This is a genomic window from Pseudoduganella sp. GCM10020061 (assembly GCF_042683405.1).
Taxonomy (GTDB): Bacteria; Pseudomonadota; Gammaproteobacteria; order Burkholderiales; family Burkholderiaceae_D; genus Telluria.
Window position 1 is genome coordinate 175273 of sequence record NZ_JBHUJS010000010.1, and the last position, 13984, is coordinate 189256.

At 64.5% G+C, this 13984-nt stretch carries 12 protein-coding genes and 1 other RNA gene; 5 read left to right on the plus strand and 8 right to left on the minus strand.

Annotation, left to right across the window (positions count from 1 at the left end; translation table 11 throughout):
- The first annotated feature begins 199 nt into the window (after window positions 1-199).
- Genes ACFSQR_RS13900 through ACFSQR_RS13910 form a run of 3 tightly spaced genes read left to right on the plus strand, consistent with a single transcriptional unit; the run spans window position 200 to window position 2858 of the window.
- A complete protein-coding gene (locus ACFSQR_RS13900) occupies window positions 200-598 on the plus strand; it encodes a GntR family transcriptional regulator (RefSeq protein ID WP_377730487.1) in 399 nt (132 codons plus the stop codon).
- Entirely contained in the window at window positions 595-1473 is an 879-nt protein-coding gene (locus ACFSQR_RS13905; protein WP_377730488.1) for an ABC transporter ATP-binding protein, read from the plus strand. The genes ACFSQR_RS13900 and ACFSQR_RS13905 overlap by 4 nt, the downstream gene beginning before the upstream one ends.
- The gene (locus tag ACFSQR_RS13910) at window positions 1470-2858 is read left to right on the plus strand and encodes a hypothetical protein (RefSeq protein ID WP_377730490.1); all 1389 of its coding nucleotides are present in this window, start codon (window positions 1470-1472) and stop codon (window positions 2856-2858) included. The genes ACFSQR_RS13905 and ACFSQR_RS13910 overlap by 4 nt, the downstream gene beginning before the upstream one ends.
- Here ACFSQR_RS13910 and ACFSQR_RS13915 read toward each other — a convergent pair whose 3' ends face one another.
- The 6 genes from ACFSQR_RS13915 to ACFSQR_RS13940 all read right to left on the minus strand — a co-directional run bounded on the left by ACFSQR_RS13915 (window position 2859) and on the right by ACFSQR_RS13940 (window position 9605).
- On the minus strand, window positions 2859-3191 hold the full coding sequence (locus ACFSQR_RS13915; RefSeq protein ID WP_377730491.1) for a hypothetical protein: 333 nt from the start codon (window positions 3189-3191) through the stop codon (window positions 2859-2861).
- A gap of 73 nt (window positions 3192-3264) precedes the next feature.
- The gene (gene rpoH / locus ACFSQR_RS13920; RefSeq protein ID WP_377730601.1) at window positions 3265-4155 is read right to left on the minus strand and encodes an RNA polymerase sigma factor RpoH; all 891 of its coding nucleotides are present in this window, start codon (window positions 4153-4155) and stop codon (window positions 3265-3267) included.
- Between the two features lie 288 nt (window positions 4156-4443).
- Window positions 4444-5364: a permease-like cell division protein FtsX gene (gene ftsX / locus ACFSQR_RS13925; RefSeq protein WP_377730492.1), complete on the minus strand. Its 921-nt coding sequence runs from the start codon at window positions 5362-5364 to the stop codon at window positions 4444-4446.
- The gene (locus ACFSQR_RS13930) at window positions 5361-6020 is read right to left on the minus strand and encodes a cell division ATP-binding protein FtsE (protein ID WP_377730493.1); all 660 of its coding nucleotides are present in this window, start codon (window positions 6018-6020) and stop codon (window positions 5361-5363) included. The genes ftsX and ACFSQR_RS13930 overlap by 4 nt, the downstream gene beginning before the upstream one ends.
- A 9-nt stretch (window positions 6021-6029) precedes the next feature.
- Window positions 6030-7442, minus strand: coding sequence for a signal recognition particle-docking protein FtsY (ftsY, locus tag ACFSQR_RS13935; RefSeq protein WP_377730602.1), 1413 nt, complete (start codon window positions 7440-7442; stop codon window positions 6030-6032).
- Window positions 7443-7907: 465 nt separating this feature from the next.
- Window positions 7908-9605: a thiamine pyrophosphate-binding protein gene (locus ACFSQR_RS13940; RefSeq protein WP_377730494.1), complete on the minus strand. Its 1698-nt coding sequence runs from the start codon at window positions 9603-9605 to the stop codon at window positions 7908-7910.
- A gap of 176 nt (window positions 9606-9781) precedes the next feature.
- Between ACFSQR_RS13940 and rnpB the strand changes: the two genes are divergently transcribed.
- Together rnpB and glpK are read left to right on the plus strand one after the other, a co-directional pair.
- Window positions 9782-10113: RNase P RNA component class A (gene rnpB, locus ACFSQR_RS13945), an RNA gene on the plus strand.
- Window positions 10114-10129: 16 nt separating this feature from the next.
- Window positions 10130-11614: a glycerol kinase GlpK gene (glpK, locus tag ACFSQR_RS13950; protein WP_377730495.1), complete on the plus strand. Its 1485-nt coding sequence runs from the start codon at window positions 10130-10132 to the stop codon at window positions 11612-11614.
- A gap of 18 nt (window positions 11615-11632) precedes the next feature.
- On the opposite strand, the gene ACFSQR_RS13955 is transcribed toward glpK, so the two are convergent.
- The gene (locus ACFSQR_RS13955) at window positions 11633-12565 is read right to left on the minus strand and encodes an EDSAP-1 family PEP-CTERM protein (RefSeq protein ID WP_377730496.1); all 933 of its coding nucleotides are present in this window, start codon (window positions 12563-12565) and stop codon (window positions 11633-11635) included.
- Window positions 12566-12707: 142 nt separating this feature from the next.
- Window positions 12708-13640 (minus strand): EDSAP-1 family PEP-CTERM protein, encoded by a 933-nt coding sequence (locus ACFSQR_RS13960; RefSeq protein WP_377730497.1) that lies wholly within the window; start codon window positions 13638-13640, stop codon window positions 12708-12710.
- Window positions 13641-13984: the final 344 nt, after the last annotated feature.

The window sequence follows — 13984 nt, forward strand, 5'->3', positions numbered from 1 at the left end:
CCCGCATCGTCTTCCCATGACTGAGGTCGCACTCGGCTGGGATCATACTGAGCGTCGGCAGCTGGACGCCCCCCGATCGTTGCCAGTCCATGGATCCCGGCCTTCGCCGGGATGACGATCGCCAGCGGGCCGCCGGAACATCGATGTTGACACGGCCGCGGCCATTGTATTACTGTATTAATCAGATAATACACATGCCATGGCAACCCATACCCCCACCATCTTTACGATTGCCACCGGATCGGCAGAGCCGATCTACCGGCAGCTGGCCGACCAGGTGCGGCGGCTTGCGGCTGGCGGCCACCTGGCGCCCGGCGACGGCTTGCCTTCCGTCCGCGACGTCGCGCAGGCCCTGGCGGTCAATCCGATGACGGTGTCGAAGGCGTACGGCCTGCTCGAAGCGGAAGGTGTGCTGGACCGGCGCCGCGGCGCGGGCATGACAGTCGCGGAGCGAGGCCACCGGCAGCGCCGCGAAGGCAGCAAGGAGGCGCTGCTGCGTCCGACGCTGGAACGCGCCGCACTCGAGGCCAGGCAGCTTGAACTCGACAACGAAGCGGCGCTCGCGCTGTTTGCCAACATCCTGAAGGAACATCCATGAGCGATACCGTCGTCCGCATTGCATCCCTGTCGAAGTCGTTCGGGTCCCAGCCGGTGCTGTGCAACCTGGACTGGTCAATCCACGAAGGGAAGGTCATCGGCCTGCTCGGCCGGAACGGATCCGGCAAGTCGACGCTCCTGCAGGCGATGCTGGGCCTGACGGCGACCGATACCGGCAGCGTCACCATCTATGGCGACGATGTGCATTCCCTGTCGGACGGGACGCGTGCCCGCATCGGCTACGTGCCGCAGCAGTCGGACCTGTTCGAGTGGATGACGCCGACCCAGATGCTCGCGTACTTCCGTGCGCTGTACCCGGTCTGGAATACGCACAAGGTGGAAGGGATGCTGGGGCGCTGGGGCTTCGACGCGGTCCAGCGCAGCAAGCCCATCTCCAACCTGTCGGGCGGCCAGCGTCAGCGCCTGTCGATCATCCGCGCGCTGGCCCACGACCCTTCGCTGCTGGTGCTCGACGAGCCGGTGTCGTCGCTCGACCCCGCAGGCCGGCGCGACTTCCTGCGCGAGCTGATAGACGATGTGGTCGAGCGCAATACTACGGTCGTGTTTTCAACGCATATCCTGTCGGACCTCGAACGCGTGGCGCTCGACGTCGCGATCCTGCGCGGCGGCCGCATCGTGCTGCAGGGCGAAATGGACAGCCTGCTCGAGCAAACTTTCCGTATCGCCGGCAGCAAGGACGCCCTGCACGGATTGCGCGTCGCCAATGAGATCAGCCGCACTGCGGACGGTGCCGGCGGCGAGATAGTCGTCGCCCGTCTGTCGCAGGGCGAACACGCCGCACTGGCCGCTGCCGGCAACGCCCTGCGCATCGAGCCTGTCAACCTCGAGGAACTTTTCATGGAGGCGACCGCATGAGGACCGTCCCGACCTTGCGGCTGGCGGGGATGCTCTGGCGGCAGGCCGTGCTGCACCGCCGCAGCCAGGGTTCGCTCTGGCTCACATGGGCTCTCCTCGGCATGCTGGGGCTGCTCAGCCTTGCCCCGATAACGGGGCAGGATGCGAAGCTGTTGCTGCTGCCGGCCGTTCCCCTCGCGCTGCTCGGCTTTCTGTGGGGCGTTGCGTTTGTCGCCTTCTGCTCCGAGCAGTATTGGCAGCTCACCGCCGGGCTGGTGCCCGGACTCCGGGCGGGCATTCGCAGGATCATGATCGGTTCCACCTTGTCGATTTCGCTGGTGCTCGGCGCTGCCGCAGGCGCGCTGCTGGGGGCGCCCGCTTTATGGATCGCAGGACTGCTCTTCGTCCTATCGGCCGGGATACTGTCTGCTTGGGGCTGGCTCATCTTCCTGGCCGTGCAGTGGTTGGGTCCGGAACAGCTTGCAGGCGTGGTTACCGCGCCGGCCGGGCAGGCAGCCATCCTTCTTGCCGCGGTCCTGTTCTGGTGGCGCCGCCTGCAGCGCAATTTCCCCGGCTCGGACGCCGCTGTGATCGCAGCCCGCGACCGCAGGCCGGACACGATGCAGAAGCGCGCGCAAGCGGCGGTCAATGGCGGAGTCGCCAGCCTGTGGATGCGTTGGTCGCTGGGCCGGTACTGGCGCGACTTCCAGGAAGCCGTCCGCGCGCGGCGCCGGCTGGCAATCCATGTGATCGGGGATGCAGCTCACTGGTCGCAGTCGACTGCCCCTTTGCTGGTGCCGGCGGTGATCGTCCTGCTGGTGATTGCATTCACGGATGCGCAGCGGGAGGAGGCATACCTGTTCTTTGTCCACTGGCTGTTGATCGCGGCGATGTGGCACATGAGCCTGTCGAAGATCCAGCAAATGGTACGGCGGCTTGCCGGAACGGTGGCCGAACAGGGCGTGCTGCGGCTCGCGCCGGGCATTCCGGCCGGCGCGGCGCTCACGCGCGAGATGGTCGCGGCGATGTGGATGCGCTGGCTGCTCTGGTGGACCGCCTCGACGGCGGGCGTCCTGCTCGCATATGCGGGCATATTCGATGGGATCGAGGAAGCGTTGCGCTTGATCGCACTGCTGTCCGCCTCGCTCGTCATGAGCGCCCAGCTGGTGCGCGACTTTACCAGGGCATTCAAGCCACTGGAAGTGGGATCGGTTTCCTTCCTCCGCTTGCTCGCGCTGACCTGGGCTTTGCTGGGCGCCTTCCTTGCGGTGCGCGCCTACGTGGCTCCGCTCTCGTGGTCCGTGCTGGTCGTGGCGAACGTGATCGCTGCGGCATGCGTCCTGCGCATGCGCTGGCGCGCATTGGAGCGCGCGCCGGGCTTGTTCCCTGTGGCGCGGTTTGCCTGATCAGTCAGGGCCGATAACGATGTCGACGCGTTCAACCGGGCGCGCGCTGGCCGGGCCGCGTGGTGGCGGCTCGCCGGCAAGCGCGATCCGCATTGGCGGGGCAGCTGCGAGCGTGTGCGACGCGGCCTGCGGCTGGGTACCCGACGCGAGGACGAACTGCTCGGTCTTGCCGCAGGACGCCAGCTCCAGCTGGTAAGCGATGCGGCCGGCCCAGATGCATTGCACGCCTTCCGGACAGCGGCTGTCATCGACCGCGAGCAGCGTGATGCGCGCGTCTGGCGATACTTGAACGGGAACGCCCTGGGTCAGGCTGTAACGGCCGGGTTCGACCATGGTCGTGCACGGGGTTGCGCACCCCGCGAGGAGAAGGGCGGCGGCGCATGACAGCGCCGCCGGGAGACGATACTTAGACGTACGCAACAAGTGCGGTTTTCATCTTCTTGAGCGCAGCCGCTTCGATCTGGCGGATGCGTTCGGCGGACACGCCGAATTCTTCTGCCAGCGAGTGCAGCGTCGCGCCCGAGCCGTCGTCGTTGGCCAGCCAGCGCGCTTCCACGATGCGGCGCGAACGCGGGTCGAGCTTGGACAGTGCGGTTTCCAGGCCTTCCGATTGCAGGCGCGTCACCTGTGCGGCTTCCAGCACCTTGGTCGGCTCTTCGTTATCGGTCGACAGGTATGCGATCGGCGAGAACTTGTCCTCTTCGTCGTCGGCCTGCGATTCGAGCGCGATGTCGCGGCCCGACAGGCGCGTTTCCATCTCGATGACTTCTTCGCGCTTCACGTCGAGCATCTTGGCCATGGCGTCGATCTGGGTCGGCGTCATCGCATCCAGGCCCGCCTTGTTGCTGCGCAGGTTGAAGAACAGCTTGCGCTGTGCCTTCGTGGTTGCCACCTTGACCAGGCGCCAGTTCTTGAGGATGTACTCGTGCATCTCGGCTTTGATCCAGTGCATCGCGTACGACACCAGGCGCACGCCCTGGTTCGGGTCGAAGCGCTTGACGGCTTTCATCAGGCCAATGTTGCCTTCCTGGATCAGGTCCGCATGCGGCAGGCCGTAGCCAAGGTAGCCGCGCGCGATCGACACCACCAGGCGCAGGTGCGAGAGCACCAGCTGCTGGGCTGCGTTCAGGTCGTTTTTCTCGTGCAGGCGCTTGGCCAGCGAGATTTCTTCTTCATGGGTCAGCATCGGCAGCCGGTTCACAGCCGAGATGTACGCATCGATGTTGCCCAGATTGCCGGAAAAACCCAGGTCCAGGGCACGAGTGCCGGCCGGAACCAGTGCGTTTTGTGCGGACATTGTCATGTGTTTTCCTTGTCAGTGTTCGGTGTGCGCGTTGCTGAAATGCACAGAAATTTCTTTCGTTGAATCATATATTAGCACTCTTCGGGGAGGAGTGCTAAGACCTGGTCAAGTTCGGCCGGATAGAGGATCTAAATTACGGCGGGGAAATCGATAGTAGTGCGCACGGCTTAGGAAATATCCTAAACGGAGGCCGGCATGACCTCTGTGCGATGACGCACGCTGCCTCGCCCCGCCGTCCAGCAAGCCCATTATCTGGAGCATTGCTGAAGGCGGGCTTAAGGATCAGTTGAGGCGGGCGAGGTGGCGCTGCACCGAGAGCACGGCGCCGGAAAGGCCGAGCAGGGCGCTGACGGCCAGCAGGATCGCGATACTGGCCGGGCCGAGCGGCGCCAGCTGGAACTCGGACGCGTACAGGCGGGCAAATTCGGCAATCGCGCTGTTCAGGGGGCGCAGCGCGAGCGCGACTGCGCCCAGGGCGACCGCACCGGCGCACAGGCCGAGGAAGGCGCCCGTGTAGTAGAACGGACGGTGGATGAAATTGTCGGTCGCGCCCAGCAGCTTAGACACGGCAATCTCGTCGCGCTGGGTGAGCACCTGCAGGCGGATCGTATTGAAGACCACCGCGACCACCACCATGCCCAGCGTCAGCGCCAGCAGGAGCAGGGCCAGGCGCAGGATGCCGAGCAGCGCGGCGAGCCGCTTCACCCAGGCCGAATCCACCTGCACGGTGTCGATGTTGGGCAGCGCGCGGATCTTCGTGGCCACCGCTTCCACCGCATTGGCTTCGCCGGCGCCGGCAAAGCTGTTCAGCTTGACCACATAGCTGTCCGGGAGCGGGTTGTCGCCCAGGGTGGTCAGGACATCGGACAGGCCGCTCTTTTCCTTGAGCGCGTCGAGCGCCTGCTCGCGCGGCACGAAGACCACGCTGCCGCGGTGTTCCGCGGCGATCGTCTGCAACTGCGGGCCGAGGGCGCGAGCCTGCTCCGCTGTGGTGTCGAGCGTCATGAACACGCTGATTTCAGGGTCGACCGACATCTGGCTCGACATCGGGCGCACGTTTTCCAGCAGCGTGAGGCCGGTAAACGGCAGTGCAAGCGCGATCGCGACCACCACCACGTTGAACAGGAAGCCGCCGGGCGACTTGCGCATGTGGACCAGCGACGCGCCGATCGCGAACCAGTGTTGGCGCAGCCAGTTCTTCATGCCGCACCTCCCTGCAGGGCGCCTTGGTTCAGTCGGATCACGCGGGCTGCGTTATCCAGCACGTAGTCGTCGTGGGTGGAGATCAGGCAGGTCACGCCGACCGAGTGGAAGGCGCGCAGCGCATCGATCACCTTGTCGGCTGCTGCGCGGTCCAGGTTGGCGGTCGGCTCGTCGGCCAGGATGATCTGCGGGCGGTTGACGATGGCGCGCGCGATCGACACGCGCTGCTGTTCACCGCCGGACAGCTCGAGCGGATAGGCTTTGGCGCGCTCCAGCAGGCCGACCTTGTCGAGGGCGGCGCGGGCGCGCTGCTCGGCCATCGACTTCGATTCGCCGGTGACGAGCAGCGGCATCATCGTGTTCTGCAGGATCGAGCGGTCTTCCAGCAGTTTCTGCTGCTGGAAGATCAGGCCCAGTTTGCGGCGCAGGAAAGGGACCGCAGCGGCGCGGATCTTGCCGATGTCCTGGCCGTTGACGGTTACCGTGCCGCGGGTCGGGCGTTCGATCGCCGCCACCATCTTCAGGAGCGTCGACTTGCCGGCGCCGGACGGGCCGGCCAGGTACACCAGTTCGCCCTTTTCGACCGTCAGGCTGACGTCGCGCAGGGCCATCGCATCGGCGGAATACCGCTTGGAGACAGACTGGAATTCGATCATGTAGTTGTGTTATCCGAGCAGGGCTTCGACGAATTCTTCTGCGTTGAACGGCTGGAGGTCTTCCAGCTTCTCGCCGACGCCGATGAAGTACACCGGCACCGGGCGGGTGCGCGCGATTGCGGCCAGCACGCCGCCCTTTGCGGTGCCGTCCAGCTTCGTGATGATCAGGCCCGTGAGGGTCAGTGCCTCGTCGAAGGCCTTTACCTGCGCCAGCGCGTTCTGGCCGGTATTGCCGTCGATGACCAGCAGCGTCTCGTGCGGCGCGCCGTCCATCGCCTTGCCTAGCACGCGCTTGACCTTCTTCAGCTCCTCCATCAGGTGCAGCTGGGTCGGCAGGCGGCCGGCGGTATCGATCATCACCACGTCCATGTTGCGCGCCTTGCCCGACTGGACCGCATCGAAAGCGACTGCGGCGGGGTCGCCGGACTCCTGCGAGATCACGGTGACGTTGTTGCGGCGGCCCCAGACCATCAGCTGCTCGCGTGCGGCGGCGCGGAAAGTGTCGCCGGCGGCCAGCAGCACGGACTGCTCGTAGCTTTGCATGTGCTTGGCCAGCTTGCCGATGGTGGTGGTCTTGCCGGCGCCGTTCACGCCGGCGATCATCATCACCAGCGGCTCATAGCGGCCCAACTCGAGCGGTTTCTGCAGAGGGGTGAGCATCTCGACCATCAACTGCTTCAGCGCGGCCTTGACTTGCGCGGCGTCGAGGAGCTTCTCTTCCTTGACCTTCTTGCGCAGCTGGGTGAGCAGGAAATCGGTGGCGTCGACGCCGGCATCTGCCATCAGCAGGGCCGATTCCAGTTCGTCGTACAGGTCTTCGTCGATCTTTGCGCCGACGAAGAGCAAGGACAAGTTGGTGGAGGTCTTTGCCAGGCCGGCTTTCAATCGCGCCATCCATGACAGCTTGCGCTCCGACTCGGGCACGGGTTTCGGTGCGGGCTCCTCAGGCATGCCGCCGAACGAAGGCGCTGCCACTGGCGGTGGCGCAGGAATTGAAGGAGGCGGCGCCGGAACCGTCGCCGGAGCTGGCGGTGGAACAGGTGTTGGTGCAGGTGCAGGTGCAGGTGCAGGTGCAGGTGCAGGTGCAGGGGCAGGCGCTGGAGCTGGAGCAGGCGTTGGTGCAGGTGCAGGCGCTGGAGCTGGAGCTGGAGCAGGTGCTGGAGCAGGTGCTGGCGCTGGCGCAGGAGCAGGAGCAGGAGCAGGAGCCGGTGCGGGTGCAGGAGCCGGTGCGGGTGCAGGAGCCGGGGCAGGTGCTGGAGCTGGAGCAGGTGCTGGCGCTGGAGCAGGAGCTGGAGCAGGAGCAGGAGCGGGAGCTGGAGCAGGAGCAGGAGCTGGAGCTGGAGCAGGAGCCGGTGCGGGTGCAGGAGCCGGTGCCGGCGCGGTTGCCGGCGGAGTCGGAGGAACCGGTGCCGGTGTAGGAATCGTTGCACCGACGGAGCCGTAGCGGCGTCCATGCGATGGCTGGACCGGAGCTTCCGCTACGGGCTGCGCGGCAGGGCTGGCAGGAGCTTCTGGAACAGGCGCGGGAGCTGGCGGCTCGACCGGCACGGCTGCTGGAACTTCGGGTTCGGGCTTTTTTCTCTTAAAGAAGCTAAACATTGGGGCAATCGTGGAGGGAACTGCGGCGTGCTGCCATGCGGCGCACGACAAAAAGGGTCGCGCATATTTTACCAGAGCGTCAATCCCTTACCCGCGTGTAACGACACCATTCGGAAAACATCCCGCCGGTGCCTGACCCCATTTCCAGTTTGTCTGACAAAATTCTTCGGAAAACTTCCGCTCGGTGCCTGACCCCGTTTCTGGTTTGTCCGACAAAATTCTTCGGAAAACTTCCGCAGGGTGCCTGACCCCCGCGGGGGTTTGTCCGACAGCGTTGTCGGACAAACGTTATTTGCCGGAGGCGACGGCGGCGGCGCGGATGGCTTCCAGCGTCAGGTTCGGGGTGATGAGGTTGCCGTCGTAGCGCAGCTCGATCAGTGCCGGCAGCGAGTGCGCGGCGGTGTGGGCGAGGGCGCGCGCGAGGGCAGGGGCGAATTCGGCGGTCTGCGTGACTACTTCGCCATGCGCGCCATACGCGCGCGCCAGCGCGGCGAAGTCGGGGTTGTGCAGGGTGGTGCCGGATACGCGGCCCGGGTAGTCCCGCTCCTGGTGCATGCGGATGGTGCCGTACATGCTGTTGTTGAAGACGATGATGATGAGGCCGGCCTTGTACTGGACGGCGGTGGCAAGCTCCTGGCCATTCATCATGTATTCGCCGTCGCCTGCGAAGGTGACCACGGTGCGCTCCGGATGGACGATCTTGGCGGCGACGCCGGACGGGACGCCGTAGCCCATGGCGCCGTTGGTCGGGGCGAGCTGGGTGCGCATGCCGCCGTAACGGTAGAAGCGGTGCGCCCACGAGGCGTAGTTGCCGGCGCCGTTGGTGAGGATCGTGTCGCGCGGTACCGCTGCCATCAGGTCCTGCACCAGTTGCCACAGGTCGAGCGGGGCGCTGCCGTCCTTGAAGATGGGCGGCTGCTGCTGGTAGGCGGCCAGTTCGGCCTTCGCCTCTTCGATGGTATGCCGCCAGGCGGAAGCGTCCACCGGTGCCATCGCGGCGAGCATGGCGCAAGCCTGCGGCGCGCCGCTGTTGATCATCAGGTCGGCCTGGTAGACGCTGCCCAGTTCTTCGGCATCCGCGTGGATGTGGACCAGGTGCTGCTGCGGCACCGGGGAGGCCAGCAGGGTGTAGCCGCCGGTGGTCATCTCGCCGAGGCGCGGGCCGATGGCGATCACCAGGTCTGCGTTCTTCACGCGCGCAGCCAGCTTCGGGTTGATGCCGATGCCGACGTCGCCAATGTAATTAGGATGCGCGTTGTCGAGCAGGTCCTGGAAGCGGAAGGTGCAGCCAACCGGCAGGCTGTTCGCTTCTGCAAAGCGGCGCAGGTCGGCGCAGGCCTGTTCGTTCCAGGTGCCACCGCCCAGCAGGACGATCGGGCGCCTGGCTTCGGCCAGCATGCCGCGCAGGGTGTCGATCTGCTGTGCCGACGGCGACGCCTGCACCGGCTGGTACGGGCGCGTGTCCGCGACGTCCGCTTCGGTGATCAGCATGTCTTCCGGCAGGGCCAGCACGACGGGGCCGGGACGGCCGCTGGTCGCGACCTGGAATGCGCGCGCGAGGTATTCGGGGATGCGGTCGGCGCGGTCGATCTGCGCGACCCACTTGGCCATCTGGCCATACATGCGGCGGTAGTCGATCTCCTGGAACGCTTCGCGGTCGATGAAGTCGTTGCCGACCTGGCCGATGAACAGGATCATCGGGGTGGAATCCTGGTAGGCGGTGTGGACGCCGATGGAGGCGTTGGTGGCGCCCGGGCCGCGGGTGACGAAGCAGATGCCCGGCTTGCCCGTCATCTTGCCGTAGGCTTCGGCCATGAACGCGGCGCCGCCTTCCTGGCGGTTGATGATGAAGCGGATGCCGGAATCGTGCAGCGCGTCGAGCACGTCGAGGTAGCTTTCGCCGGGCACGCCGAAGGCGGTATCCACGCCGTGGACTTGGAGGGCATCGACCAGGATCTGGCCGCCGGAGCGAAGGTTTTGCGTCATGTTGTGTGCCTGCGGTTGGGTGGGCCGGATGGGCCGAGTCTGGATGATTCTATGTCAACGGGCGGGATGCAGGCTTGCAGAATGGCGACATCCAATTTCAAAAATCGCTATCGGAATGCGCAGGCCTGCTGCGGCCTACTCGGGCCGGCGGCATGGGGCAGGGTATAATAGCGCCTGATGCAAGCCAGACAGCCGCTGGCCGGCGCAAGCCGGCGGGAGGAAGGTCCGGACTCCATAGAGCAGGGTGACGGTTAACGGCCGTCCGCCGAAAGCCCCCGGGTATAAGGCGAGGAATAGGGCCACAGAGACGAGCGTATTAAGTTACGGTGAAACGCGGTAACCTCCACCTGGAGCAATTCCAAATAGGCACGCGTTGAGGTGACTCGCTGAGCGTGCGGGTAGGAAGCTTGAGCGCCGGAGTAATTCGGCGCCTAGAGGAATGGCTGTCATAGCGCAAACCGCAAGGGGCGCGCCGTAACAGAATCCGGCCTATCGGCTTGCTTCAACTTTTTCTTCAGGATGCTATGAGCGAATACATCCTCGCCCTTGACCAGGGCACCACCAGCTCCCGCGCGATCCTGTTTGACCATGCAGGCCACCCGCGCGGGATCGCGCAACAGGAATTCCCCCAGCATTATCCCCACCCCGGTTGGGTCGAACACGATCCCGAAGACATCTGGGCCAGCCAGCTCGCGGTGGCGCAGCGCCTGCTGCGCGAGCAGGATGTGCGTGCGTCCCAGGTCAGGGCGATCGGCATCGCCAATCAGCGCGAGACCACGCTGCTTTGGGATCGCCGCACCGGCCAGGCGGTGGCGCCGGCGATCGTGTGGCAGGACCGGCGCACCGCTGCCCATTGCGACCGTTTGCGCGAGGAAGGCCACGCGCCTGCCATCCATGCGGCGACCGGCCTTGAACTCGACCCCTATTTTTCGGCGACCAAGCTGGCTTGGCTGCTGGACCACGTGCCCGGCGCACGTGCGAAAGCGGAGCAGGGCGCATTGTGCTTCGGGACCGTGGATAGCTGGCTTGCCTACCGCCTCACCGGCCGCCACGTGACGGACGCCAGCAACGCGTCGCGCACGATGCTATTCAATATCCATGACCTGTGCTGGGACGACGCGCTGCTGGCACTGTTTGGCATTCCGGGTTCGCTGCTGCCCGAGGTGGTCGGATCGTCCGGCGTCATCGGGCACACGCACGCCGACCTGTTTGGCGCGCCAATCGCGCTCGCCGGTATCGCGGGCGACCAGCAGGCCGCCACCTTCGGCCAGGCCTGCCATCGTCCCGGGATGGTGAAGAACACGTACGGCACCGGGTGCTTCATGCTGATGCATGCAGGGTCGCACGCGCCGCGTTCGCACAATCGGCTGCTCTCCACGGTCGGCTGGCGCATCGATGCGGCGACCGACTACCTGCTGGAGGGAAGCGTGTTTATGGCTGGCGCCACCATCCAGTGGTTGCGTGATGGCCTCGGCATCATCTCCAGATCGGACGACGTGGAGGCGCTGGCGCAAACGGTGCCCGACAACGGTGGCGTTTATCTTGTTCCCGCGTTCGCAGGGCTCGGAGCGCCGCATTGGGACCCGTACGCTCGTGGTGCACTGGTCGGCATGACGCGCGGCACCACGCGCGGCCACATCGCGCGGGCAGCTGTCGAAGCGATCGCCTATCAGAGCGCTGAGCTGCTCAATGCGATGCGCCGCGACACGTCATGCGAGGTGACGGAGATACGCGCCGATGGCGGCGCCTCCCGCAACAACACGCTCATGCAATTCCAGGCAGACCTGCTCGGTGTGCCGGTCGTGCGGCCCCGGGTAACGGAAACCACTGCGCTGGGTGCTGCGTTCCTGGCCGGCCTTGGCGTCGGCTTCTGGGGCTCGCGCGAAGAGGTGGGCGCGCAGTGGCGGTCTGAGCGCGTCTTCGACCCGTCCATGAACAATGATCGGCGCGCTGCACTCATGGAGCGATGGAACCTCGCCGTGACGCGTTCCCTCAACTGGGCCGTATGAGCAATCGAGGACGGCCAGTCATACCGCTTCACCGGAGATCAACCGGGTGCCCAACACCTTTCGTCGCCATCCGAGTGCTAACAACGACACCAGGCCCGTTCCTAGCATGGCAAGCGAAGAAGGTTCTGGAACGGCACTGATGTAGGTAGTGGCAGCGAGGCCGATGCGAAGTTCATGCGGTTGTCCCGGGTTGAGTATTCCACTGTCAAAGCTGAAACTCATCCTGCCCGGATCGTACGCCAGGGTCCCCACCTGGGACGGACTGCCGAACTCGAGCTGGGTAAACAACGCCGCCGGATCAAGAAACAGCACGTACTCTTCAGTCAACAAATTGACGATAGAGATTGTAAAGCCAATCCCGGCAGAAGCCTGTTCAAGTGGGGAGGTCGCAGCCGTCGGTCGGGATACTTGGAGGTAAGGGGTGGCATCAAATTCAAATGTCATCGTCTGCGGCTCGTCGTAGAGCACGAAGCGGAACGCGACTTCCGACGAAGCACTTCCACCCCAGGTACCATTTGCTGTCGACTGGGCACTTGCGTCGCTGCGGGCCTGCATGTGCAGGTCTCCCGTCAGCAAACTGCCCAACTGCCGCTGGTCGACGTTACTGAAGTTCCCTCCAGGCGACGCGGATAACCGGGAAAAGTCGTTTTCGCTCGTGACTGGGCAGGGTGATCCAATACAGATCCCTGGAATATCAACCTGTTCGCTGGTGGGCGACACGATGTCGTACTCTACGGTGGCGCCAGTACGGTATGAGATTATCGCTCCGTTGAGGACTGAGGTGATCTCTCCAAAATCCGACGCAGTGTAGGGAGTGCCGTCTGCACGCAATATGCGCAGTTGGCTCACGTCGATGATAGCCGATGCGGTCACCTCCGCCTGCGCCGCAAGCGGCAAGGCGACGCCGGCGCAGAGGAAAAGTGTTGAGATGATGCTGGCTGGACGTCGCATGTTGTTACCTCCTTTGATGTTATTCGGACAGGGTCGCTATTCAATGCTGGGGAGCGCCACGCTGACGTTGTGTCAGATGCTCGTGGAACGCTGCCGAGCGACCTTTTGAGCAGGATTGCCGGGATTAGCCCAAAACGATGTTTCATGACTTCCTCCTGTCGGCTGCTGGCTGCGGCCGGCCCGCCCGGCGACGGCGCAGCAGGAGGAGCGAAGCCATGCCGGCACTAAACATGGCGAGTGAGGACGGTTCGGGAACGGCGGAGATGAACGTTCCTGCGCTGGCACTGATGAAGAGCTCATATGTGTTGTTCGGACTCAGTACGCCACTGGTGAAGCTGAAACTCATGGTGTCGGGGTCGTAGATCAGGTCTCCTACTTGCGAATCACTGCTGAACTGGAGTCGTGCCGCATCGGTCAGGGCTTCCGGCTCGATGAACAGGACATTCTGGTTGTTCGTGAGGTCGGCGATCGTGATCCTCAAGAAGGTGCCAGCCGAACCCTGTTCCCCGGGCGAGCTGGCAGCCACCGGACGCGACAATTCGACAAATGGCGTTGCATCGAATGAGACCGTCATTGTTCCCGCCTCGTTCAGCTGGAACTGCAGCGAGACCCCCGACTCGCTGTCCCCGCCCCAGAATCCGTCGGCTGTCGACCCGGCGCTGCTGTCGCTGCGCGCCTGCCAGTGCAGGTCTCCTGCCAGCAGGCTGCCTGTCTGGCGCTGGTCCACATTGCTGAAGTACCCGCCCGGTGACGCGGATAGCGGCGAGAAATCGTTTTCGCTGGTAACGGGGCAAGGTGCGCCGGCACAGGCGAGCCCAACGTCCACCGCGCCTGTCGTCGGCGACACGATGTCGAACTCCGTTGAGTCGCCGGTATGGTAGAAGACGTTGCCCTGGTTCATGACCGATACCTGGGCAAAATCGCTTGTGGTAAACGGTGTGCCATCTGAGCGCAGTATGCGTAGCTGGCTTACATCGATGATGGCCGTTGACCTCACGTCCGCATATGCCGCAAGCGGCAAGGTTGCGCCGACGCAGAGTAGAAGTGCTGGGATGAAGCGCACTGGATGTCTCATCTTGATGGCTCCTTGATGTGATTGGCGATCGCTCAGGGAGGACCCGAGCGTACAAGCTGGCTCGAATGGAGGAAGTGAAGCCGGCTGGACGCCGCCGGAAGGTGTGCCCAGGGTGCACGACTGCGCGGCCGTGCGGCGAACAGGTCCAACCGGGCCTCCGTTCTTATTTATGGATCGATTCAGTCTAGATGCTGATCAGGCGGCCACGGCTTTAATCTGTATCGTTTTGACGGAAGTCAAACGGCGCATGACAAACGGCATGTTGCTCTGATGTTACTTCCAGAAATATTTTTTCGCGCCGCCCGGGCGGGAAACCGGCGTATATACATGAGACAGCACTTTCA